We start from the raw sequence: 24,529 nt of genomic DNA on the forward strand, positions 1-24,529 counted from the left end.
TCAAAGTTCACTTTTTGTTCTTTTAGGGCAGGATGAGGCTGGAGGCAAGGGCTGAGCAACTTTCGAAGAGTGCTGACGGACCGAGTGGGTGCCGCTTACTTCTTCTCCCCGACGGGGAGAAGAAGTTTCGTGACAAACTAACTTCAGCTCATCTGGCTGACGAATTTGGTCTCCAGATAGGCCTGAACCGCTTCCGAGCCGCCTTCCGTGCCATAACCGGAATCCTTGATGCCGCCGAAGGGGACTTCGGGAAGCGCAAGGCCATTATGGTTGATGGTCAGCATGCCGGCCTCTACCTGCTGGCCAAGTGCGTGCGCGGTCTTGACCGAACCGGTAAAGGCGTAGGATGCAAGACCGAAGGGCAGGCGGTTCGCTTCGGTGATGGCGTCATCGAAGCTCGAGAAGCGGTTGATGATCGCGACCGGGCCGAAGGGCTCGTCATTCATGATCTTGGCGGTGGTGGGCACATTGGCGAGAACCGTCGGCTCGAAGAAATTGCCCTTGTTGCCGATGCGACGGCCGCCGGTCTTCAATTCTGCGCCATGGGAAACGGCGTCGTTGATGAGGCCTTCCAGTGCCGGAATGCGGCGCTCATTGGCGAGCGGGCCCATGATGACGCCATCTTCGAGACCGTTGCCGACCTTGATGGCTTTCGTCGCTTCCACGAAACCTTCAAGGAAGCGATCGGCCACGCCGTCCTGCACGAGGAAGCGGGTGGGGGCGACGCAGACCTGACCGGCATTGCGGAACTTGGCAAGCGAGGTCACTTCGATCGCCTTGTCGATATCGGCATCGTCAAAGATCATGACAGGCGCGTGGCCGCCCAGTTCCATCGTGGCGCGCTTCATGTGTTTGCCCGCAAGTGCGGCCAGATGTTTGCCGATGGGCGTGGAACCGGTGAAGGAAATCTTGCGGATGACCGGATGCGGGATCAGATATTCCGAAATTTCGGATGGAACACCGTAAACGAGACCGATGACGCCGGCCGGTACGCCCGCATCCACGAAGGCGCGAATGAGTTCGGCCGGCGATGCCGGTGTTTCCTCGGGCGCCTTGACGATGATGGAGCAGCCGGTGGCGAGCGCTGCGGAAAGCTTGCGGACGATCTGGTTGATCGGGAAGTTCCACGGCGTGAACGCCGCCACAGGGCCGACCGGCAGCTTGATGGCAAGCTGCGAAACACCGCTCGCGCGGGCCGGGATGACCTGGCCATAGGTGCGGCGTGCTTCTTCCGCGAACCAGTCGATGGTGTCGGCGGCGCCCATGATTTCGGTGCCCGACTGCGCCAGCGGCTTACCCTGCTCGCGGGTCATGATATAGGCGATCTTGTCCTTGCGCTCGCGCAGGATATCGGCCGCCTTGCGCATGATCTTCGAGCGCTCGAAGGGGGAGGTGTCGCGCCACAGCTTGAAACCGCGCTCGGCGGCGGCAAGCGCCAGATCGAGGTCTTCCTTCTCGGCGTGCGCGATCGCGCCGATGATCTCGTCGGTTGCCGGATCGGACACGGCGATCGTCTTGCCGGAAACGGCGTCTCGCCATTCGCCATCAATGAGAAGTTTGATGTCGGGATAGGTGTGCATAGGGGCTACCTTCATGATGCGGCCGATACGGCGGAAGCCGTCCGGCCCGGAGACGTGAACAGAATTGTCCTGGCCGGACGAAACCGGCATCGCGGCTTTCGCTGCGCGGAACATGTGTCTGGATATTTCCGACAAGAGGCTTCTGGAATTGCCGGAAACGGAAACGACAGCCTTTATATTAAGTTCCGGGCGGTATGTTTCAACCATGCGCTCCGGCAATCGTCATGATTTTTCTATGATGCGGAATTTGTCATTCGTCATTTCAATCCGGCGTGGAGATGGGGCGACGCCTGCCCGGCCGCCTCACGCGAATCAGATGAACCTGTGCGGCGACGGCGAGGCTCTCGCCACAATTCGGCCTTTGTCGCACCTGACGAATTATCGGGAGGGGTCTCCGGGGCTTGCCGCCTGCGTCATAACAGGGCGTCGAGTGTAAAAAACTACAATAAGACGGAAAAATTATCCAAAGGGTTTACTCAAAACCTAGAGAAAATACGGATAAAATCTCAGTGAGGATATAACATCAGTTCCTGATATATATTGCTAACGTCGGTTCCCTTGACCTTCAAAGGTTGGTGAAAACCCTCGACCTGAACGTTATCGATGGAGAAAAAGTATGAGTTTCGCCCGGGTACTTCTCAGTGCGTTCTTGTCGCTTGCGTGGCTTTCCTGTGCCGAAGCCGGGGAAATTGCCAAACCGCAGGGAAAGCCGATATTAACCATATCCGGAAACATCAGTAATACGAATGCCGATGGTGCCGCGGTATTTGATCGTGACATGCTGGAAGCGCTCGGCATGGAGACGGTGGAGACGACGACGCCCTGGCATGACGGCCGTGTCCGTTTCGATGGTGTCTCGCTGGCGAAACTGATGGATGTCGTCGGTGCAAAGGGCACCAGCGTCACGGCGGTCGCTCTCAACGATTATGTCAGCACGATACCTATTGAAGATTTTAAGAAATTTAACGTTATCCTGGCGATCAAGCTGGACGGCAATTACATGACAGTTCGCGAAAAAGGCCCGTTGTTCGTCATCTATCCCTATGACAGCGACCCGGAGCTGCAGAAGCAGACCTATTATTCGCGGTCCGCATGGCAAGTTGCCAAACTGATAGTGGAATAAAGGTGCCGTTTGCGAAAACTTGTGGCGGTGATCATCTGTTGCTTCGTCCTGGCAACGGGCTATATCGCTTTCGTCATTGCCGAGCGGCAGACCGCTCTGCAGAAATTCGCCCGCTACAATGATTCCTGGGCCGTCAGCCAGACCGTAGCCGAATATCTGCGCCTCCAGAACAAGCTGGCCGTCTTTGCGCTCAATCCCGGCAAGATCGACCGGGACGAGTTGCAACTGCGTCTGGACATCATGCTGAGCCGCCTTGAGCTTCTGAAGCAGGGCAATCTGGGCGCCTTCATTGACGAAAAGCAGCAGTGGCGGGATCTAGTGACCCGTCTTGATGCCGTTCTGGCCCGTCTGGAGCAGCAGGTGAACAACCTTAATCCGGCCGATGTGCCGGATCTGCTTTCGGCAATGAGCGCACTTGACGCGCCGATGACGACGCTGGCCTCGTCTTCCGTCGCTTATGACGTCAATCTCATCGATACGGCCCATGAGGATGTGCGCAAGCTGCATATCGTTTACACCGCGCTGGCAGGCGGCCTCATCCTGTGCGGTATAGCGCTTGTCATATTGCTGCTTCGCCAGAACGACCTCCTGAACCGCGCGCAGAAAAGCATGCGCGGCCTGACGGACGATCTACGTGCCGCCACGCTGGAATTGCAGGCGAAAAATGTCCGGCTCGAGCATGATGCCTATCACGATGCGCTGACGGGCCTGCCGAACCGCGCGCTGTTCCGGCAGGAATTGATCGAGAGATTGCGCCGATCCTTCGGCGGTACGGGAACGACGGCCATCCTTCTCCTCGATCTCGACGGCTTCAAGGACGTGAACGACACGCTCGGCCATGATGCGGGCGATGCGCTGCTTCAGGCCGTGGCGCAGCGCCTTTCGGCCATCGGCGGCGATTATGACATGGTCTGCCGTCTGGGCGGCGACGAGTTCGCCGTCGTCTCCGACGATCTGAACGAGGACGCCGCCCGCCGCCTTGCCACCAAGCTCATCGACCAGATCAGCCGCACTTACCAGCTGGGTGAGCAGGAGGTCAAAATTGGCACCTGCATCGGCATCGCCATTTCGCACGGCGCCGTCGATGCGGATGAATTGTTCAAGCGTGCCGACTTGGCGCTTTATGAGGCCAAGGCTATCGGCCCCGGCCGGGCGAGCGTTTTCAAGGTCCGCATGCAGAAACAGCTGACCGAGAAGAAATCCTTCGAGGCCGATCTGCAGACCGCGTTGCAGAACGACGAGATGGAAGTCTATTACCAGCCGCAGGTGGCGACGCAGACCCGCAAGCTCTGCGGCTTCGAGGCGCTGCTGCGCTGGAAACATCCGGTGCGGGGCGATGTGCCGCCCAGCGTTTTCATTCCCGTGGCGGAAAGAACCGGTCTCATCCATTCGCTCGGAAAATGGGTGATGGAGACCGCCTGCCGCGAGGCGATGGGCTGGGACGAGGACATGAAGGTGGCCGTCAATCTGTCGCCGGTTCAGTTCCACAGCACCAGTCTCATCCAGAACGTCATGGGCGCGCTTGAGAAAAGCGGGCTGGAGCCGAGCCGGCTCGAGCTTGAAATCACCGAATCGATCCTGCTCAACAAGAGCGACCAGACGATCAATACGCTGTCGCGGTTGAAGGCTGTCGGCATCAAGATCGCCATGGATGATTTTGGCACCGGCTATTCATCGCTCGCCAACTTGCGCGGCGTACCCTTCGACAAGATCAAGATCGACCGCTCGTTCCTGCGCGATATCACCAGCGACCGCGATGCGCTGGCGATCGTGGAATTCGTGGTCGGTGTCGGTCGCAGTCTGCGGATGACGACGATTGCCGAAGGTATCGAGACGGAAGAGCAATATGAATGCGTCAGGCGTCTGGGATGCGATCAGGTTCAGGGATATCTGATCAGCAGGCCATTGCCGGCCAAGGAGCTGGTGGCCTGGAGTTCCGTCTGAGACGGGGCCTGTTTGACGGCGGCCGTATCTTGAATTTTTACCAAGTCATATTGTTGCTTGCGAAAACCGATACCGGTTGCCGCAACGATGCTGTAGAGCATTCCCGGTCGATATGGGATCATTCCGACGAAGCGGCCGGGTTTTACGAAAAGGCTTGAGACATGGAAATACTGGACGTGCATGGAGTTGCCCTGCCTCTTTCTTCCGATGAGGTGTCGCCCGTCATCTGGCAGGCGCTGACCGACGGCAGCTACGAGGCGAAAGAGGCCCGCAGCGTCCTGAAAGCCATCAAGCCCGGCGATCGTGTGCTGGAGCTGGGCTCCGGTATCGGGATCATCACGTCGATCATTGCCGGCATTGAGGATGTTTCCGTCTGGGCTTTCGAGGCCAACCCCTCCACGGCGGCGCTGGCAGAACGGGTGATCAAGGCGAATTGCCGCGGCAATGTCGTGTTTTCGCAGGGACTTCTTACCGCCGACGAGCCGAGCTCCTATTCTTTTTACGTTCGCAAGGATCTCTGGATGTCGTCCATGGACGAAAACCAGGGCCCCTATGAAAAGCGCATCGAAGTCTCCTCCGCCAATATCGATGAATTTATCGCCAGCCGGGGCATTACCGCGCTTGTCATGGATATCGAGGGCGCGGAACGCGACCTGCTCGGCAGGGCCGATCTGACCGGCGTGGAGCGGATATTCGTGGAGCTGCATGACCATCTTTACGGTCTCGCCGGGGTTCGCGATATCATGCAGGCCCTGACCGCCAAGGGATATGCCTATGATCCGCGCGGTTCACGCGGGCCCTGCGTCCTGTTCTCGAAGGACGAGAGCCCGAGAGAATACGATCCCGAGGTTGACTGAGGCCGAGGGTCGCGTCGAATTCAAGGAACCGTCCGCCTGTCATCTCGTTCTTACCCGTGCATGAGGGCGTGGAGCGGGTCGACGCGTGTGCCGGAATGGTATGCGGTTCGAAAAGATAATTTCATAAACAGCAATTCATTCTCAATTATTGTTGCAATTGTCGCAACCGTTATCCTGCGTCATCATCTCTCCATCAAACCGGCGCACAACAGGCTGCACCGGAGATGCCAACGCAACCGAAGGAGAAACGATCATGGGCTTTGTTAAGACGACAGACGGAACCGAAATCTTCTACAAGGACTGGGGCCCGAAGGACGCTCAGCCGATCATGTTCCACCATGGCTGGCCGCTCAGCTCCGATGACTGGGATGCGCAGATGTTGTTCTTCGTTTCCAAGGGTTTTCGCGTCGTCGCCCATGACCGCCGTGGTCATGGCCGTTCCGCCCAGGTTGCCGACGGTCACGATATGGACCACTACGCCGCCGACGCCTTTGCCGTCGTCGAAGCTCTCGATCTGAAGAATGCTGTCCATATCGGCCACTCCACCGGCGGCGGCGAAGTTGCCCGTTATGTCGCCAAACATGGCGAACCCGCCGGCCGTGTCGCCAAGGCGGTTCTCGTTTCCGCCGTGCCGCCGCTGATGCTGAAGACCGAGGCCAATCCGGAAGGCTTGCCGATGGAGGTTTTTGATGGCTTCCGCTCGTCGCTCGCCGCAAACCGCGCGCAGTTCTTCCGCGATGTGCCAGCCGGCCCGTTCTACGGCTTCAACCGCGATGGTGCGACCGTTCATGAAGGCGTTATCCAGAACTGGTGGCGGCAGGGCATGATGGGCGGCGCAAAGGCCCATTACGATGGCATCAAGGCCTTCTCGGAGACCGACCAGACCGAAGACCTTAAGAATATCAGCGTTCCGACGCTGGTTCTGCACGGCGAAGACGACCAGATCGTGCCTATTGCCGACTCCGCACTGAAAGCCGTGAAGCTCCTGAAGAACGGCGCGCTGAAGACCTATCCCGGTTTCTCGCACGGCATGCTCACCGTCAACGCCGATGTGCTGAACGCCGATCTCCTGGCCTTCATCAAGGGCTGATCCTTCTTCATAATCATAATGCGGCCGATCATTCGGCCGCATTTTTTGTTTCGCATCAGGCCAGACGGCCTCGCCAGGCATTGCGGTAAGAAGTGAGGCCGGGAATATCGTGCGGCGTGAAATGGCGCTCGCGACCGGCAAGCGGCTTGATGCCGGTGAGCAGGGCCGCGCCTGCGCTGGTGCCGGTAGACCCTTCGACTGCCGTTACTTCCGTCTCTGCAAAGCCGGCCAGCGCCTTCAGATAAAAGGCGTTGCTGGCGAAGGGGCCTTCCACAAGGATTGGACCTTTCCGCCCGATGAGCGAAAGGCTGAATTCCGTCATCAGGGCAAGATAAAGCGACGTCGCCGCGTGCCGTTCCGCAGCCGTGGCATTTTCATCGCCGATCCAGCGCGCCGCCTTGTCGGGAAATGGACCGGAGCCGCTGACGACGCTCGGCAGCAGCATCATGCCTCTGGCAACCACGCCGCTGAGCGCCGCGTCTATCGCTTCGTCTTCCGCTGCCCCGAATTGTTGCGCGAGCATTTCATATTCCCTGCCGCCCATGAAGCGGGAGGAGGGAACGGGACGGCCGAAAGCATCGACATTCAGGAGTGTGTCACGGGTGGGATCGAGCGCACCCGCCGCGCCGCCAATGGCGAAATTCACCACCCAGGTGCCGGTGGAGACGACCGAAAAATCACCGTCCCGGCGCAGAAGATGCGGCAGGAGCGACGCGTTGGAATCGTGGATGCCACAATAGACCGGCATATGCGGCGAAAGGCCGGTTTCCATTGCCAGCGATGGGCGGATTGTTCCCAGCACATCAAAAGCGGAGCGAACCGGCGCCATCAGCTGCTCGATGCCGAGACGCGCGACGAGCGAGGAGAAATTCTTCCGCCGCGGGTTCCAGAGATCCGTATGGCAGCCGAGCGAAGTCGTTTCCGTGGCCTGAACGCCGGTCAGCCGCCCCGCCCAATATTGCGCATAGGTGACGATACTTCGCACTCTGGAGAAATCGTCCGGAAAGGCCTCTTTCTGGAAATGGATTTGCGCGCCAAGGTTCAGCCCGGCGGGAAGCTGCGGTGAGCCGGTCTCGGCAAAATCGGGCCTGATGCCACGATAGGCTTCCTGAATGGCCGCGGGGTAGCTGTGTTCATAATCTAGCACGGGCATGGCGAGATCGCCGTTCCCATCGAGAAGCGCTGCCGAAGCGCCATGGGTGGTGATGGAAATCGCATCGAAACCGTGCTGCTGGCCGAACCGCTGAAGGGCGGAGAGAATGAAGCGCCAGAGCATTTCCACATCGTAATGCGGATAAATTCCATCGCGAAGGACAGGGTTCGCCTGTTTCTCGGCAGCAATCTCCTCTCCGCTGCCGGTGTCGATGACGACGACCTTGGCATTGGTCTTGCCGATATCGATGACCGCGACACGGCCCGGTTTGATGCTGTCGTTCATGGCAGATGGAACACCGTCACCAGATCTTTCGCAATGGGCGAATTGTCCGGATTGCTCTCCATGATGTCAGCCATATGCGCCCACCACTTCTTCATCACGGGATGGTCGGGCAGTGCCGCCATGCCGTGGTTCTTCGGCCGCGTCAGCACGCCGAAAAGGATGCTGGTTTCCGGGTCGAGATGGATGGAATAATCGCTGACGCCCGCCTCATGCAGCAGCGCCACCAGTTCCGGCCATATCTCGTCATGGCGTTTTTTATATTCGGCCTCTTTTCCGGCAAAGAGTTTCATCCTGAAGGCGTGTTTTTCGAATTCCGGCATGGCTCAGCCTCTCATGGCCCGAAGGCGGCGCACAACGATGGGGATGGCGATGGTGATGATCAAAAGCAGGCCGACGAAGATCGACATGACGATACCAGGCACATTGAGCAACCCAAGCCCAAAGGTGACGAGGCCCATGACGAAGGCCGCGATGACCACACCTGCGATGGTGCCGGAACCGCCGAGAATGGAAACGCCGCCCAGCACCACCATCGTCACCACCTCAAGCTCCCACCCTTGAGCGATCGACGGGCGGGTGGAGCCGAGGCGCGAGGTGAGGCAGACGGCAGCGATGCCGCTCATTAGGCCGGTGAGCAGGAACAGGATGAACTTCACGCGTTCAACGGGAATCCCGGAGAAACGGGCGGCGAACGGGTTGTTGCCGATCACATAGACCTGCCGGCCGAAATTGGTGGCGTGCAGCAGGATGGCGAAGAGGATTGCCATGACGATAAACAGCACGAATTCGAAGGAAATGACGGAGATGACGTAACCTTGACCGAAATAGGCGAAATCGGCCGGGTATTTGCCATAGGCCTGATCGCCCAGCACCATGTAGGAAATGCCGCGAAACAGGCTCATCGTGCCGATGGTGACGACAATGGACGGCAGTTTCAGCCCTGCGACCAGAAAACCGTTAAATGCCCCGCATAAAAGCCCGGTGCCGATGCCGATGGCGACGAGGCCCGGCGTGCCGATGCCCATCTGCACCGCAGCGCCCATGGCGGTGGAGGCGAGCGCAATGATGGCGGCGACGGAAAGATCGATTTCACCGGCAATGATCAGCAGCGCCATGGCGAAGGCGATAATCGCCTTTTCGGTGAAATTGAAAGTCGCGTCCGACAGGTTCCAGGCATTGAGGAAATAGGGCGAGGCCAGCGAATTCGCGATAAAGATGAGGATCGCAACGCCAAGCAGCAGCACTTCCCAGCTGGCCATGATGCGGCGTAGTGGCGTGCCGAGCTTGTCTGGAATGATGCGCGCGTTCTGCGTCGGTTGAGATGGCGTGCTCATGCTGCGGCCTCCTTGGCCTGATCGGCTGCGGCGCGGTCACGCAGGATGATGCGGCCTTTTCGAGCTTCGGCGCGGGCGTTGAAGACGACGGCGAGCACGATCACCACGCCGGAAATCGCCATCTGCGCGAAGGGCGAGATGCCGATGACGGGCAGGGCGTTCTTGATGACGCCGAGGAACAGCGCGCCGAGCACCGCACCTGCCACCGAGCCGATGCCGCCGGCAATCGAGATGCCGCCGATCACATTCGCCGCCACGCTGTCCAGCTCGAAACCGGCGGCGATATCGACATAGGCAACCGCATAACGCGATACCCAGAGATAGCTGGCGAGGCCGGCAAGTGCGCCTGACAGCACGAAGGCGAAGAAGCGCGTGCGGCCCACATCGATGCCCGCATAGACGGCCGCGCTCGGATTACCGCCCGACGCATAGGCCGAGCGGCCAAAGGAGGTGCGGCTGAGCACCAGCCAGGCGCCAGCGATGATGAGGATCGCCACCCAGGAAAGGACAGGCATGCCGAGGATCATGGTGCGCGGCACATTGAGGAAGGTCGGCGAAAGCTGGTGCGCATTCACCCAGCCGCCGCCTGAAAGCACGAATGCCATGCCGCGATAGATGGTAAGCGTGCCGAGCGTGACGACGATGGGCGGAATGCCGAGCCACCAGACCAGTACGCCGTTAAGCGAACCGAGAAAAGCGCCGATGCCGACCGCCATGACGATGAGAAGCGGCAGCGGAATGCCCGGAAAGGCGGCATTGGTCATCGCCACCGCCATGCCGGTAAAGGCGAGATTGGCGGCAACGGAGAGATCGATGGATTTGGTGAGAATGACCGCCATCTGGCCCAGCGCCAGAATGATAAGGATGGAAGTATCGTTGAAGATATTGACGAGATTGGCCGGCCGGCCGAAACCGGGCGCGCGCAGCGCAAAACCGGCGATCATGATGAGGATGATGCCCGCCAGCAGCCATTCGCGATTTTTGAGTAGACGTTGCATGGTTTTGCCCCTCTCAGGCATTGCCGGTGGCGGCGCGCACCAGCTTTTCCGGAGAAAAATCGGCGCGTTCGAACTGGCCCGCCATCAGGCCTTCGCGCATCACGATGGCGCGGTCGGACATGCCGAGGATTTCGGGAAGTTCGGATGAAATCATGATGATGGAGAGCCCCTCGGCGGCAAGCTCGCTGATGAAGCCATGCACGGCGGCTTTGGAGCCGATGTCGATGCCCTTGGTGGGTTCATCGAGAATGATGACCTTGGGCTGGGTGGCGAGCCATTTGCCGATCACCACCTTCTGCTGGTTGCCGCCCGAAAGCGTGCCGACGGGCACCGAGAGGGCGGCGGCGCGCAGATCGAGCCGCGAGGCATATTTGCGCGCCAGCGCGAATTCATTGGCCGCGGCCAGAAATCCCTTGCGCGAGGTTCGCGTGAGGGAGGGCAACGACATGTTCTGGTAAATCGGCATTTCGAGCGCGAGACCGTGGCGGCCGCGCTCTTCCGGCACATAAACGATACCGGCGCGGATCGCATCCTCCGGCGAACGGATGACGAGCGGTTCGCCATTGAGGGTAATCTGTCCGGAGGCTGGGCGAGTAATGCCGAAAAGCGACTGGCACAGTTCCGAACGCCCGGCGCCGATCAACCCGTAAAGGCCGAGAATTTCGCCCTTGCGCAGATCGAGCGAAATATCGCGGAATTCGGTCTGGTGCGAATAGTCGCGGACCGACAGAACCGTCGGGCCGAGGGTGACGGCCTGTTTCGGAAAGGCGTTCGTGACATCGCGGCCGACCATCAGGCGTACGATTTCGTCCTGCGGCGTGGCGGCGAGATTGCCCGCGCCGACCATCTTGCCGTCCCGGAACACGGCGTAATTTTCGGCGATCTCATAGACTTCGTCGAACTTGTGGCTGATGAAGAGGATCGCCTTGCCCTGCCGCTTCAGATTTTCGACGATGCGGAAGAGATCGTCGATTTCCTTGCGGGAAAGAGCAGCCGTCGGTTCGTCCATGATGACGATCCGTGCCTCGACCGACAGCGCGCGGGCGATGGCGACGAGATGGCGCTGGGCAATGGACAGGTCCTTCAGCCGGATCGTCGGATCAATGGTGCTTTCGAGCTGTTCCAGCAGAACCTTTGCGCGCGCATTGATGGTCTTCCAGTCAATGAGGCCGAAACGGCCTTTTGGTGCATGACCGAGGAAGATGTTTTCACCGACGGAGAGCTCATCGAACAGCACGGTTTCCTGGTGAATGGCGGTGACACCGGCATCGATGGCGTCTTGCGCGCTGTGAAAATGGACAGGCTGGCCATCGAGAAGGATTTCGCCCTCGTTAGGACGGTAAATGCCGGTGAGGATTTTGACGAGCGTGGATTTTCCAGCACCGTTCTCGCCGATCAGAGCGGTGACCTTGCCGGAATAAAGCGCGATATCGACACCATCCAGCGCTTTGACGCCGGGGAATATCTGGCTGATGCCGCGCATTTCCAGAATGGGCGTTGAATTTGAAGCCTCGGCGACATCTAAAATTTTCGTTTCGATACGCATCATCCGTCTTACCGGTCAGTTTTGATTGAAGCGGTGAGGGGCACCCCCCTCTGCCCTGCCGGGCATCTCCCCCTCAAGGGGGGAGATCGATATGTGGCGACCTCTCGGCCATCTCCAACGTTGAGGATGAGCGAGCGTTCTCTTCCGGCCGATCTCCCCCCTTGAGGGGGAGATGCCCGGCAGGGCAGAGGGGGGTGCCCTCCGCTCGCCGTTAGCTGCTACTCAGGTCAAAAAATCTTCGAGAACTGATCGATATTCTTCGCGTCATAAACGAAGGGATCGGCCATTGCAGCTTCGCTGTTTTCGCCAACCTTGATCTTGCCCATCCGTCCCGCTTCGATTTCCGAGCCCGGCTTGCCGTCTGCCTCGCCCTTCACAAGGCGATAGGCGATCTGGGTGGCGGAATAACCGAGGTCGATCGGGTTCCAGATGGCGAATTCCTTGGTCGCGCCTGATTTGATGGCGCCGGCCATCTCGGACGGCAGGCCAAGGCCGGTCACAAACACCTGGCCGATCTTGCCCGCATCCTTCACGGCCTGCGAGGCGGCGAGAACGCCAACCGTCGTCGGTGCGACGATGACCTTCACATTCGGCTGCGAGGAAAGCAGGCCCTGCGCTTCGCGGTAGCTCTTGTCGGCAAGGTCGTCACCGTAAACGGTGGTGACGAGGTTGAGACCGGGGAAATCCTTCAGCTGCTTTTTCATCTCGTCGATCCAGATATTCTGGTTCGTGGAGGTGGTGGTGGCCGAAAGAATGGCGAAATCGCCCTTGCCGCCTTCCAGATGTGATGCGGCAAGCTGTAGGCACATCTTGCCGATCAGTGCGTTGGACGAGGGGTTGAGCTGGAGAATGCGGCCCTCAGGCGCTACGCCGGAATCCCAGGAAATGACCTTGATGCCGCGCTGCGCCGCCTTTTTCAGCGCCGGAACCACGGCGTCGGGGTCATTGGCGGAAATGGCGATGGCGTCGACACCCTGCGCGATCAGCGAATTGATGACTTCGATCTGGCCTTCCGCCGTGGTGCTGGTCGGGCCGGTATAGATGATCTCGACGCCGCCGAGGTCTTTTGCGGCCTCCTGCGCGCCCTTGTTGGCGGCTTCGAAAAAGCCGTTGCCGAGCGATTTGACCACCAGTGCGATCTTCACATCGGCTGCCTGGGCAACGCCGCCCAGTCCAGCGACGGAGAGCGCCGCGCTGAGCGCCAGAGCGCTCGTCAATGTTCTGCGTGTAAGTTTCATGTCCCTTTTCCTCCCGTTTTGAACCTTTTTCCTCCCTCCGGTGCTCCTCAGGCGACCGAAGAAGAATCCTCTTCATCCGATGGGGTGGCTGTCTTGCCATCCTTCACCGCGCCGGCGATCAGCAATTCGACGCCGGCATCTTCCACCATCCTCGCCGCCTCATCGGAAATCCCGTCATCGGTAATGATGGTCGAGACGTTTTCGAGCGGGCATAAAATGAGGCTGGATCGTTTTCTGAATTTCGAAGAATCGACCATCACGATCAGTTCTTCCGCCTGTCGCATCAGCTTCTGCTCGCTCTGGATGACCAGTGCGTCGGATTCCATGATGCCGAGCGCACCCACGCCCTGTGCGCCGAGAAAAATGCGTCGTGCATAAAAATTGCGGATCGCATCATTCTCGAAAGGCGACAGGATGAGGCTCTGGTCGCGATAGATCGCGCCGCCCGGCACACTGACATTGCATTTGGAATGCTTGACCAGATGTTCCGCAATCGCGAAGGAATTGGTCATCACCTGCAGACGGCGCGCCGCCATGTAGTGCACCATCTGGAATGTCGTCGTGCCGCCATTCAGGATGATCGCATCGCCATCATTGCAGAGATCAACCGCCTTGCGCGCAATTGCGCGTTTTTTGTCGATGTTGACCGATTCGGATACACGGAACGGCCTTGCCGCGAGATTGCCGAGTTGCGGCGGATGTACCGCTTCGGCTCCACCACGCACGCGGCGCAACTTGCCCTGAACGTGCAGCGACGCGATATCCCTGCGGATCGTCGCTTCCGACGCATCCGTCAGTTCGGCAATATCCTGCACCGTCACGACAGCTTTTTCCTGTGTGGCGCTCAAGATGATGCGATGGCGTTCGCGTTCGTGCATGGGGTCCTCCTGGTCGTGATTATTCGCAATCTCTTTACGTTGTCAATCAAGAACGATCAAATTAATCAATATCGCGCTGCAACATGAAAATTTATGATCGTTTTTGATTGACATTGTGCTTTTGGATGCGCGATATCTGCCATCAAAGGAGGCGGGCCGGTATCGGCTCCGCGAATGCAGACAGATATTGGGAGGAAGACATGACGGGAAAATCCCGCCTTCTCGAAAGCCGTTGGGACGATGCTTACGCCAAGACGCTCGATGAGCCGGGCAAGCTGCTTTATCGCTCCAATCTGCTAGGTGCGGACAAGCGCATCACCAATTACGGTGGCGGCAACACATCCGCGAAGGTGCTCGAAACCGATCCGCTGACCGGCGAAAAGGTCCGCGTCATGTGGGTGAAAGGCTCCGGCGGCGATGTCGGCACCATCAAGCTCGATGGTTTTGCGACGCTTTATCTCGACAAGCTGGAAGCGCTGAAGGGCATTTACAAGGGTGTGGAGGACGAGGATCGCATGGTCGGCTTCCTGCCGCATTGCACCTTCAACCTCAATCCGCGCGCGGCCTCCATCGATACGCCACTGCACGGTTTCGTGCCTTATGATCATGTCGACCACATGCATCCCGATGCGATCATCGCGATTGCCGCCTCCAAAAACTCGAAAGAGCTGACGCAGCAGATCTTCGGCGATGACATTGGCTGGCTTCCCTGGCGCCGTCCGGGCTTTCAGCTCGGCCTCGACCTGGAGGCTTTCGTAAAAGCCAATCCCAAGGCCAAGGGTGTCGTGCTGGAAAGCCACGGCCTGTTCACCTGGGATAACGACGCCAAGGCGTGTTACGAACTGACGCTCGCCATCATCAACAAGGCGATTGAATGGTTCGCTGCGCAAACCGAAGGAAAGACGATTTTCGGCGGTGCCACGGCAAAAAGCCTGCCGGTTGCCGAACGCCGCGCCATCGCCTCCCGGCTGATGCCGGAAATTCGTGGCCGCATCGGCCGTGAGGAACGCAAGCTCGGCCATTTCGACGACCAGGATGCGGTTCTCGAATTCGTCAATTCGAAAAATCTGAAGCCGCTGGGTGCACTCGGCACATCCTGCCCCGATCACTTTCTGCGCACGAAAATCCGCCCGCTGATCCTCGATCTCGATACGGCAAATCCCGATGTGGATACGTTGACGGCGGGTCTCGACGAGGCGCTGGAGGCTTACCGGGCCGACTACAGCCGCTATTATGAGGCGTGCCGCCACGACAATTCACCAAAGATGCGCGATCCGAACCCCGTGATCTTTCTGATCCCCGGCGTCGGCATGCTGTCCTTTGCCAAGGACAAGGCGACGGCGCGTATCGCCGGTGAATTTTACGTCAACGCCATCAATGTCATGCGCGGCGCTTCCACCGTGTCCGAATATCAGGGCCTTCCCGAACAGGAAGCCTTCGACATCGAATATTGGCTGCTGGAAGAAGCGAAACTTCAGCGCATGCCGAAGCCGAAAAGCCTTGCCGGCCGCGTGGCCTTCGTTACCGGTGGAGCCGGCGGCATCGGCCGGGCGACGGCGGAACGGCTGGCGGCCGAGGGTGCCTGCGTTGTGCTGGCCGATATTGACGAGGCGGCGCTGGAAGCAGCCAAGGGCGATTTCGTCAAGCACTACAGCGCGGATGCGGTGCGTACCGTCAAGCTTGACGTGACGAAGGAAGATGCCGTGATTTCCGCCTTCGCGGAAGCGAGCGTGGAATTCGGCGGCGTGGATATTCTCGTCTCCAATGCCGGCATTGCTTCCTCCGCGCCGGTGGAAGACACGACGCTTGCCATGTGGAACAAGAATATAGATATTCTCGCGACGGGCTATTTCCTTGTGTCGCGCGAAGCATTCCGCCTGCTGCGGCGTCAGAACCTCGGCGGCAACGTGGTTTTCGTCGCGTCGAAAAACGGTCTTGCCTCTTCGCCCAATGCTTCCGCCTATTGCACGGCCAAGGCAGCGGAAATCCACCTTGCCCGTTGCCTTGCTCTGGAAGGAGCGGAGGCGGGCATTCGCGTCAACACCGTCAATCCCGATGCCGTGCTGCGTGGCTCGAAAATCTGGAACGGCGAGTGGCGCGAGCAGCGCGCGGCCTCGTCCAAGATCGAGGTGACCGATCTGGAGGAGCATTACCGCAAGCGCTCGATGCTGAAGCTCAATGTGTTCCCGGAAGACATCGCCGAAGCGATCTACTTCCTGGCGTCCGATGCTTCCGCCAAGTCGACAGGCAACATCATCAATGTCGATGCCGGCAACGCGCAGAGCTTTACGCGGTAGGACGTTCGGCACGTTCTCACTTCCGTCATTCCGGCCTTGAGCCGGAATCCAGCCAGCCCAAGTCCTTGGGCTGAAAAGACTCTCTCCGCCGCACAGACGTGCGTCGGCTGGATTCCGGCTCAAGGCCGGAATGACGGAGGTGAGCGCGATGAACTAGCATGCACTGGACCGATTCCCGGGAGGAAGAGATGACCGAGACGAAAATCGCCGCCGACATCATCGCGGCCGAAAACGAAAAACGCGCTGGCGCGCTGAAGGACGATTATCAGGCGCTTGGCAACCAGCTGGCCCGTCGCAATATCGATATCGACGCAGTCACGGCCAAGGTCGCGGAGTTTTTCGTCGCCGTGCCGTCCTGGGGCGTTGGCACCGGCGGCACCCGCTTTGCCCGTTTTCCCGGCGCGGGCGAGCCGCGCGGTATTTTCGACAAGCTGGATGATTGCGCTGTCATCAACCAGTTGACACGGGCGACGCCGAACGTCTCCCTTCACATTCCGTGGGACAAACAGGACCCGAAGCGTTTGAAGGCCCATGCCGCGGCGCTGGGTCTCGGCTTCGATGCCATGAATTCCAACACGTTTTCGGACGCGCCGGGTCAGAGCCATTCCTACAAATATGGTTCGCTCAGCCACACGGATGCCGCGACGCGCCGGCAGGCCGTCGAGCACAACATCGAATGTATCGAGATCGGCAAGGCCATCGGCTCGAAGGCGCTGACGGTTTGGGTGGGCGACGGCTCCAATTTCCCGGGCCAGAGCAACTTCACCAGAAGTTTCGAGCGCTATCTTGCCGCCATGGCCGATATCTACAAGGCGCTGCCGGATGACTGGCGTATCTTTTCCGAACACAAGATGTATGAGCCGGCTTTCTATTCCACTGTCGTGCAGGACTGGGGCACCAATTACCTCATTGCCAATACGCTCGGCGAAAAGGCCTTCTGCCTCGTTGATCTCGGCCACCATGCGCCGAACACCAATATCGAGATGATCGTCGCCCGGCTCATCCAGTTCGGCAAGCTCGGTGGTTTCCACTTCAACGATAGCAAATACGGCGATGACGATCTGGATGCCGGCTCAATCGAGCCATATCGCCTGTTCCTCGTTTTCAACGAACTGGTGGATGCCGAATATCGCGGCGTGAAGGGTTTCCATCCCGCCCATATGATCGACCAGTCGCACAATGTGACAGACCCGATCGAAAGCCTGATTTCCAGCGCCAACGAAATCCGCCGCGCCTATGCGCAGGCGCTGCTGGTGGATCGCGCGGCTCTCGACGGCTATCAGCAGGATAATGATGCGCTGATGGCATCAGATATGCTGAAAAGGGCTTACCGTACCGATGTGGAGCCGATCCTCGCCAAGGCCCGGCAGCTGGCGGGCGGCGCTATCGATCCGGTGGCGACCTATCGGGCGAGTGGTTATCGCAAGCAGGTTGCGGCGGAGCGCCCGGCTTCGGTTGGCGGTAGTGGCGGGATTGTGTAGTCGTTCGCTTTGCTGGATGCAAAGCCTGCGATCAGGCCGAATATACCGCTGAGAGCTGACAGCGTCGCCTCAACCTCTCCTCCGTCATCCTCGGGCTTGACCCGAGGATCCAGAGCCCCCACGCCATGGATCCTCGGGTCAAGCCCGAGGATGACACCGAGTTTTAGTCAGGGCGTTGTCCAGCAAGTCAGTCCGGATCCTTCAATCGCGCGAAGGCGATTGCCTGCGAACCTGAAACGTATGCTCCGGCCCCGGAAACGCCCCGGAGCGCACCTCATCTGCATAACTTGCCGCCGCTTCCGAAACGGTTGAACCTAGATCGGCGAAACGCTTGACGAATTTCGGTTTGAAGTCAGTGAAAAGGCCGAGCATGTCGTCGGAAACGAGCACCTGCCCGTCGCAGGCCGGAGATGCGCCGATGCCGACCGTCGGCGCGGCGAGTTTTTCGGTCAGTTCCCGGGCCAGCGGCTCGACGGTGCCTTCCACGACGATGGCGAAGGCGCCGGCCTGATCGACTGCAATCGCGTCACGCCAGATCTTCTGCGTTTCCGCGTCCGAATGTCCGAGCGAGCGGAAACCGCCGGCGGTGTGCACCAGCTGCGGCATCAGCCCGACATGGCCGAAGACGGGAATGCCGCGCGCCACCAGAAAGGCGATGGTCTCCGCCATCTCCTCGCCGCCCTCCAGCTTCACGCCGTCGCAGCCGGTTTCCTGCATCAGCCGCACGGCGTTGCGGAACGCCTGTTCCTTGGATTCCTGATAGGTCCCGAAGGGGAGATCGACGATGACGCAGGCATGTTCGACGCCTCGCATGACGGCGCGGCCATGGGCGATCATCATGTCCAGAGTGACGCCGACCGTCGTGTCCATGCCATAAAGCACCATGCCGAGCGAATCGCCGACCAGCAGCAGATCGCAATGCGGATCGAGCAGGCGGGCAATCGGCGTCGTATAGGCGGTGAGGCAGACGATGCGCGCCTCGCCTTTCATCTGCCGGATGGAGGCTGTTGTCAGCCGCTTGTGTTTTCCATGGGCGCTCATTGGGCAGCCTCCCGTTGATCGATCTTGACGCGCCCGATGACGCGGTTGTCGAGAAGCCGTGTACTTCCGACCCTGACGAACAGCGCCACCAGCACCGGTCCCGCCTGCAATGAAGCAACGGGGGCGAGCGTATCGGGATCGCGCACCGCGACGACTTCCGGCGACGCCAGCGGCTCGGCGGCGATGAATTTTTCTATGGCTGCCTCGAATGCGGCGGGGTCGTCGAAGCCTTCACCATAAAGGCGTACCGCCTCATCCAGCGCGCGCGGCACAATCACGGCGCCGGCGCGTTCTGCGGGGCTTAGATAGACATTGCGCGAGGAACAGGCGAGCCCGTCGGCCTCGCGCACGGTGGCGACGGGCACGACCCTGACCGGCTGGGCGAGGTCCTCGACCATGCGGCGGATCAGTGTCACCTGCTGATAGTCCTTCTCACCGAAATAGGCGGCATCCGGCTGGACGAGGTTAAAAAGCTTGGTCACGACGGTCGTAACGCCGGCGAAATGCCCCGGCCGCACCGCGCCTTCCAATTGGCTGCCCAGTTCGGGCACATCCACGACGGTCTGCATCGGGCGCGGATACATCTCGGAGACTTCGGGCGCGAAAAGAATGTCGACATCAGCCTCTTCCAGCAATGCGCTGTCGCGGGCGAGATCGCGCGGGTAACGGGCCAGATCCTCATTCGCGCCGAATTGCAGCGGGTTGACGAAGATCGAAACCACGGTCACGTCGTTTTCGGCTTTGGATCGGGCAACAAGCGTCAGATGGCCGATATGGAGAAAGCCCATGGTCGGCACGAAGCCGATGGTTTTGCCCGCACGGCGAAAGGCAGCGGTGGCATCCCGCAATTCGGCGACGGTTTTTACAAGCTGCATGGGTCTCCTCCGGCTCCCCCAATCGCGGTCCGGCGAAAGGTGCTGGATAGAACGCGATTTGCCCAACGGGGTCAACGCACGCATCGGGATTATATCGATTGACCCCAGGACGACTTTCGAAAAAAATCGGTCCTCGGGCAGCGCGGCGGCGATCACTCCACCCAGTGCGGCTTCCTTTTTTCGGCAAAGGCCAATCGCCCCTCCCGCGCCTCGTTGCTACCGCTGATCGTGGCAATGACGCTTTCGGCAAAGGCAAGCCGTTCGGCGGACGACATATCGCGCATCTTCAGCAATGCCGCCTTTCCGGCCGCGATCGCGCCCGGCGCATTCTGCCGCAGCCGGGCGAGAACATCCTCAACCACGCCGTCGAGTTCGGCCGACGGGACGGCCCGAGTGACGAGGCCAAGACGCTCCGCGTCAGCAGCGCTGATCGCGACGCCGAGATAGGCCATTTCCTGAAGCTGGCCCAGTGGCACCTTCGCCAGCAGCTTTGCCGCCACCATGGCCGGGAAAAGCCCGACGCGCACTTCCGGCAAACCGAATTCGGCATGAGCGGCGGCATAGGCAAGATCACAGGCGGCGACGAGGCCAAGCCCGCCAGCCAGAACCCGGCCATTGATGCGGGCCATGACGATCTTGTCGCAGCCCTCGATGGCGCGCATCACATCGGCAATGGGGTTCGTTCCATCAGGCGAGAGGAACATGCCGCCGGCGCTTTCCTTGAGGTCTGCCCCTGAGCAGAAACTGCGGTCTCCCGCGGCCGTTATCACCACGGCGCGCAGGCCACCATCACTCGATGCCGCGCGGATGGCCTTCGCCAGGGCGTCCGTCATCGCAGCATTCAACGCGTTGTGCACCTCCTGCCGGTTGAGTGTCAGCCAGAGAACGTCCTTGCGCCTTTCGCTCAGCAGTTCATCCGCCATGCGCGTTACCCTTCCTGTCTTGCCGCAAGCAGCGCCTTGCCGGCGCGGGCTGCATTCGGTCTGCCGAGATGCCGGCTGATCCAGTCGCCGGTTTTAGCCACTGCCATCAGGTCGATACCGGTTTTAATGCCAAGCCCCTGCAGCAGGTAAACGACGTCTTCGGTGGCGACATTCCCGCTGGCGCCCGGCGCGAAGGGGCAGCCGCCCAGCCCGGCGACGGAACTGTCGAAGACGGAGATACCTTCATCCAGCGAGGCCAGCACATTGGCGACGCCCTGGCCATAGGTATCGTGAAAATGCATGGCGATTTTTTTGCGCGGAATGTTGGCCGACACCCGTTCGATGATTTTGCGAATATGCGCGGCCGTGCCGATGCCGATCGTATCGCCGAGCGAGATTTCGTAACAGCCAAGCGCGATAAGCGCCTCGGCCATCGCCGCCACCTCATCGGGCGCGACCGCGCCGTCATAGGGGCAGCCGGCAATGCAGGAAACGTAACCGCGTATGAGGATGTTTCGCCCGCCCGCCGCCTCCGCGACATCGCGCAGGCGCTCGAGGCTTTCGGCGCGCGAGCAGCCTATATTGTGCTGGCTAAAGCCTTCGGAGGCGGACACAAAAACGGCGATTTCCGTCACGCCGGCATCAATGGCGGCCTCGAAACCTTTCATATTGGGAACGAGCGCCGGATAGGCGGTGCCGGATCGTCGTTCGAGGCCTTGAAACACCTCCTTCGAGCCTGCCATTTGCGGCACTTTTTTGGGCGAGACGAAAGCGCCCGCTTCCACCGCAGTCAATCCGGCTGCGGCCAGCTGTTCGATCAGCTCGATCTTGATGGCGGTTGGAACCTCGGCGTTTTCGTTCTGCAGGCCGTCGCGCGCGCCCACTTCGACGATTTTTACCGTTCGGGGCCAGCTCATGTCACGCCCCCTCCGGTTCGAAATCCACCAGCACCGCACCGGCCGCGACCATATCGCCCTCGACGCAATTGATGGCCGTGACCGTACCTTTCGCCGGTGCACGGATCGTGTGCTCCATTTTCATCGCCTCCATCACCACAAGCGCCTCGCCGGCTTCAACCGCAGCACCGTTATGGCTCAGCAAAGCGCGGATAACGCCGGGCATGGGTGCTTCCAGACCACCGGTGTGGGTGGAGGAATCCTCGATATCGACGGGATCAGGCTGGGCGATGCGATAATGTTCGCCATCCAGGAAAAGCGCGTAACTGCCGCCTTCTGCAAAGAAATGGCCCTGCCTTTTCCTGTCTTCCATGGTTGCACGGAATTTGCCGTCGTCCGAGAGGCTGCCATGGGCGCTGATCGTCCGCCCGTCGATGGCAAGCGAAAAACCGTCCGCCTCATGCGTGACGCCGACGTTAAGCGGCTGGTTCTCAAAGGTGAAATACAGCGTTTCCCGCGACGGCGCGTTGAGGCGGAAGGCGGCTGCCGTGTTCCACGGGCTATAGGGATCGGCCTCTGAACCTGACTTTCCGTTTTTCTGCCGCGAGAGCAGCAGGCCAAGCGCGGCCATCGCTATCTCGTTCCCGTCATTCGGGGCCGGGGCAAAAAGCACGACATCGTTGCGGGCTATGAAGCCTGTGTCGAGTTCGGCTTTTGCGAAGGCCTCCAGTCCCGCAAGCCGGGTCAGAAAGGCGGCATTGCTGGTGACGCCACAGATCGCCAGATTTTCCAATGCCAACCGCAGACGCCGCACCGCCGATGGGCGATCACGATCCCAGACGATCAGCTTGGCGATCATCGGATCGTAATGCACGGTAATGGCGTCGCCGGCGCGGATGCCGCTGTCTATCCTGACGTGAGGACCTTGATCGGGAAAAATGAGTTGGCTCACCGTGCCGATCGACGGCAGGAAATCGTACGCCGGGTCTTCGGCATAAATCCGGGCCTCGATGGCGTGACCATTTATGCCGAGATCGGCCCAGTCCTGCGGCAGTGCCTCACCATCCGCAACACGGAGCTGCCATTCGACCAGATCCAGGCCGGTAATATATTCCGTCACCGGATGTTCGACCTGAAGCCTTGTATTCATTTCCATGAAATAGAACTCGCCGGAAGGGTCGAGCAGGAATTCCACCGTTCCCGCGCCGCGATAGTCGATGGCGCGGGCGGCGGCGACCGCCGCTTCATACATGCGTTGCCTGAGCGCATCGGGCAAGCCGGGGGCGGGGGCTTCCTCTATGACCTTCTGGTGGCGGCGCTGGATCGAGCAATCGCGCTCGAAAAGTGAGAAACAATTACCGTGGCCATCGGCAAAGACCTGCACTTCCACATGTCGCGGCCGCTCCAGATATTTTTCGATCAGCATGCGGTCATTGCCGAAGGCGGCCAGCGCTTCGCGTTTTGCGCCCGCAAGTTCCGCCGCAAATTCGCGTTTCTTCCGCACGATGCGCATGCCCTTGCCGCCGCCGCCGGCCGAGGCCTTGAGCAGAACGGGATAACCTATGGCATCCGCTTCACTGCGCAGCCGCTCTTCCGCCTGATCCTCACCGTGAAAGCCGGGAACGACGGGAACGCCCGCCTTCGCCATCAGCGCTTTTGCCTCGCTTTTCCCGCCCATGGCGCGGATCGCTGCTGCCGGCGGGCCAATGAAAACAAGACCGGCGGCGGCACAGGCTTCGGCGAAACCGGCATTTTCCGAGAGGAAACCGTAACCCGGATGGACCGCTTCCGCGCCGGTCGCTTTTGCGGCGGCGATGATTTTTTCGCCGTCGAGATAGGAAGCACGCGCGGGCGCGGGGCCAATGGCGATTGCCTCGTCGGCCAGTGCCACATGCATGGCGTCACGGTCGGCATCCGAATAGACGGCAACGGTGCGTATGCCCATCTTGGCGGCGGTGCGGATGATGCGGCAGGCGATTTCGCCCCTGTTAGCGATCAGTATTTTCGAGAACATGGTCGCCTCACATCCTGAATATGCCGAAACGGGTGGGTTCTATCGGTGCGTTGAGCGCGGCGGAGAGACCGAGGCCAAGCACGAGGCGGGTATCCCTGGGATCGATGATGCCGTCATCCCACAGCCTCGCGCTGGCATAATAGGGATGTCCTTCCCGCTCGTATTTTTCCCGGATCGGCTGCTTGAACGCCTCTTCGCCTTCCTTCGACCAGTGGCGGCCATCGGCCTCGATACCATCGCGGCGGATTTGTGCCAGAACAGAGGCCGCCTGTTCGCCGCCCATGACCGAAATGCGGGCGTTGGGCCACATCCACAAAAAGCGGGGCGAATAGGCGCGACCGCACATGCCGTAATTGCCGGCACCGAAGGAGCCGCCGATGATGACGGTGAATTTCGGCACTTTTGCCGATGCGACGGCGGTGACAAGCTTTGCGCCATCCTTGGCGATGCCGCCGGCCTCATAGGCCTTGCCGACCATGAAGCCGGTGATGTTCTGCAGGAAGACCAGCGGAATACCGCGCTGGCAGCAGAGTTCGATGAAATGTGCGCCCTTCAGCGCCGATTCCGAGAAGAGAATGCCATTATTGGCGATGATGCCTACGGGATAGCCATGAATATGGGCGAAACCGCAGACCAGCGTGGTGCCGTAAAGCGCCTTGAATTCGTCGAATTCGGAACCATCCGCCAGACGTGCGATGATCTCGCGGACCTCGAAGGGTTTTCGCGTATCGGCGGGAACGATGCCGTAAAGTTCATCCGGCGGATAAAGCGGCTCCATCGGTTCGCGAATGTCCAGCTCCACCTGTTTGCGGCGGTTGAGCGTGGAGACGATCCGCCGGGTCAGTGAAAGCGCGTGGCGGTCGTCATGGGCGTAATGATCGGTGACGCCCGATTGCCGCGAATGCACATCCGCGCCGCCCAGTTCCTCCGCGCTCACCACTTCACCAGTTGCAGCCTTCACCAGCGGCGGGCCGCC

Annotated in this window: 20 protein-coding genes; 6 read left to right on the forward strand and 14 right to left on the reverse strand. The window is 60.1% G+C overall.

Going from position 1 to position 24,529, the window contains the following annotated elements:
• Window positions 1-143 precede the first annotated feature (143 nt).
• Window positions 144-1,580: an NAD-dependent succinate-semialdehyde dehydrogenase gene (locus tag DA915_RS21410; protein WP_031233430.1), complete on the reverse strand. Its 1,437-nt coding sequence runs from the start codon at window positions 1,578-1,580 to the stop codon at window positions 144-146.
• A gap of 616 nt (window positions 1,581-2,196) precedes the next feature.
• On the opposite strand from DA915_RS21410, the gene DA915_RS21415 reads away from it, so the two are divergent.
• The 4 genes from DA915_RS21415 to DA915_RS21430 all read left to right on the forward strand — a co-directional run bounded on the left by DA915_RS21415 (window position 2,197) and on the right by DA915_RS21430 (window position 6,594).
• Window positions 2,197-2,703, forward strand: a complete 507-nt coding sequence (locus tag DA915_RS21415) for a molybdopterin-dependent oxidoreductase (RefSeq protein ID WP_003507019.1) — start codon at window positions 2,197-2,199, stop codon at window positions 2,701-2,703.
• A 21-nt stretch (window positions 2,704-2,724) separates the two neighbouring features.
• Window positions 2,725-4,647 (forward strand): bifunctional diguanylate cyclase/phosphodiesterase, encoded by a 1,923-nt coding sequence (locus DA915_RS21420; protein WP_223564893.1) that lies wholly within the window; start codon window positions 2,725-2,727, stop codon window positions 4,645-4,647.
• A gap of 161 nt (window positions 4,648-4,808) precedes the next feature.
• The gene (locus tag DA915_RS21425) at window positions 4,809-5,504 is read left to right on the forward strand and encodes an FkbM family methyltransferase (protein WP_107677254.1); all 696 of its coding nucleotides are present in this window, start codon (window positions 4,809-4,811) and stop codon (window positions 5,502-5,504) included.
• Window positions 5,505-5,757: 253 nt separating this feature from the next.
• A complete protein-coding gene (locus tag DA915_RS21430) occupies window positions 5,758-6,594 on the forward strand; it encodes an alpha/beta fold hydrolase (RefSeq protein ID WP_107677255.1) in 837 nt (278 codons plus the stop codon).
• Between the two features lie 55 nt (window positions 6,595-6,649).
• On the opposite strand, the gene DA915_RS21435 is transcribed toward DA915_RS21430, so the two are convergent.
• From DA915_RS21435 to DA915_RS21470, 7 genes are all read right to left on the reverse strand, one after another.
• Window positions 6,650-8,032 carry an FGGY-family carbohydrate kinase gene (locus tag DA915_RS21435; protein ID WP_107677256.1) on the reverse strand — a complete coding sequence of 461 codons (1,383 nt, stop codon included), beginning with the start codon at window positions 8,030-8,032 and terminating at the stop codon, window positions 6,650-6,652.
• Window positions 8,029-8,352: an L-rhamnose mutarotase gene (gene rhaM / locus DA915_RS21440; protein WP_020812004.1), complete on the reverse strand. Its 324-nt coding sequence runs from the start codon at window positions 8,350-8,352 to the stop codon at window positions 8,029-8,031. Before rhaM ends, DA915_RS21435 begins: the two co-directional genes overlap by 4 nt.
• Before the next feature lie 3 nt (window positions 8,353-8,355).
• Complete coding sequence (locus DA915_RS21445) at window positions 8,356-9,366, reverse strand: ABC transporter permease (RefSeq protein WP_003507008.1); 1,011 nt, start codon at window positions 9,364-9,366, stop codon at window positions 8,356-8,358.
• On the reverse strand, window positions 9,363-10,364 hold the full coding sequence (locus tag DA915_RS21450) for an ABC transporter permease (protein WP_003507007.1): 1,002 nt from the start codon (window positions 10,362-10,364) through the stop codon (window positions 9,363-9,365). The genes DA915_RS21445 and DA915_RS21450 overlap by 4 nt, the downstream gene beginning before the upstream one ends.
• Before the next feature lie 13 nt (window positions 10,365-10,377).
• Window positions 10,378-11,913, reverse strand: coding sequence for a sugar ABC transporter ATP-binding protein (locus tag DA915_RS21455; RefSeq protein WP_192886628.1), 1,536 nt, complete (start codon window positions 11,911-11,913; stop codon window positions 10,378-10,380).
• A 224-nt stretch (window positions 11,914-12,137) separates the two neighbouring features.
• A complete protein-coding gene (gene rhaS / locus DA915_RS21465) occupies window positions 12,138-13,148 on the reverse strand; it encodes a rhamnose ABC transporter substrate-binding protein (RefSeq protein ID WP_003507005.1) in 1,011 nt (336 codons plus the stop codon).
• 47 nt (window positions 13,149-13,195) lie between these two features.
• Window positions 13,196-14,026 (reverse strand): DeoR/GlpR family DNA-binding transcription regulator, encoded by an 831-nt coding sequence (locus DA915_RS21470; RefSeq protein ID WP_003507004.1) that lies wholly within the window; start codon window positions 14,024-14,026, stop codon window positions 13,196-13,198.
• 200 nt (window positions 14,027-14,226) lie between these two features.
• Here DA915_RS21470 and DA915_RS21475 point away from each other — a divergent pair, with 200 nt between their 5' ends.
• On the forward strand, window positions 14,227-16,323 hold the full coding sequence (locus DA915_RS21475) for a bifunctional rhamnulose-1-phosphate aldolase/short-chain dehydrogenase (RefSeq protein ID WP_107677257.1): 2,097 nt from the start codon (window positions 14,227-14,229) through the stop codon (window positions 16,321-16,323).
• A gap of 188 nt (window positions 16,324-16,511) precedes the next feature.
• Window positions 16,512-17,804, forward strand: coding sequence for an L-rhamnose catabolism isomerase (gene rhaI / locus DA915_RS21480; protein WP_107677258.1), 1,293 nt, complete (start codon window positions 16,512-16,514; stop codon window positions 17,802-17,804).
• A gap of 201 nt (window positions 17,805-18,005) precedes the next feature.
• Here rhaI and panB read toward each other — a convergent pair whose 3' ends face one another.
• The 6 genes from panB to DA915_RS21510 all read right to left on the reverse strand — a co-directional run.
• Complete coding sequence (gene panB, locus DA915_RS21485; protein WP_003506997.1) at window positions 18,006-18,845, reverse strand: 3-methyl-2-oxobutanoate hydroxymethyltransferase; 840 nt, start codon at window positions 18,843-18,845, stop codon at window positions 18,006-18,008.
• Window positions 18,842-19,720: a pantoate--beta-alanine ligase gene (panC, locus tag DA915_RS21490; RefSeq protein ID WP_107677259.1), complete on the reverse strand. Its 879-nt coding sequence runs from the start codon at window positions 19,718-19,720 to the stop codon at window positions 18,842-18,844. The genes panB and panC overlap by 4 nt, the downstream gene beginning before the upstream one ends.
• 152 nt (window positions 19,721-19,872) lie before the next feature.
• Window positions 19,873-20,643: an enoyl-CoA hydratase-related protein gene (locus DA915_RS21495; RefSeq protein ID WP_107677260.1), complete on the reverse strand. Its 771-nt coding sequence runs from the start codon at window positions 20,641-20,643 to the stop codon at window positions 19,873-19,875.
• 5 nt (window positions 20,644-20,648) lie between these two features.
• Window positions 20,649-21,560, reverse strand: a complete 912-nt coding sequence (locus tag DA915_RS21500; RefSeq protein WP_107677261.1) for a hydroxymethylglutaryl-CoA lyase — start codon at window positions 21,558-21,560, stop codon at window positions 20,649-20,651.
• A gap of 1 nt (window position 21,561) precedes the next feature.
• Window positions 21,562-23,553 carry an acetyl/propionyl/methylcrotonyl-CoA carboxylase subunit alpha gene (locus tag DA915_RS21505; RefSeq protein ID WP_107677262.1) on the reverse strand — a complete coding sequence of 664 codons (1,992 nt, stop codon included), beginning with the start codon at window positions 23,551-23,553 and terminating at the stop codon, window positions 21,562-21,564.
• A 7-nt stretch (window positions 23,554-23,560) separates the two neighbouring features.
• Window positions 23,561-24,529, reverse strand: a 969-nt coding sequence (locus tag DA915_RS21510) for a carboxyl transferase domain-containing protein (protein ID WP_305765031.1), incomplete at its 5' end; no start/stop codon positions are given.

This window comes from Agrobacterium sp. LAD9, from assembly GCF_003031125.1.
Lineage (GTDB): Bacteria > Pseudomonadota > Alphaproteobacteria > Rhizobiales > Rhizobiaceae > Agrobacterium > Agrobacterium radiobacter.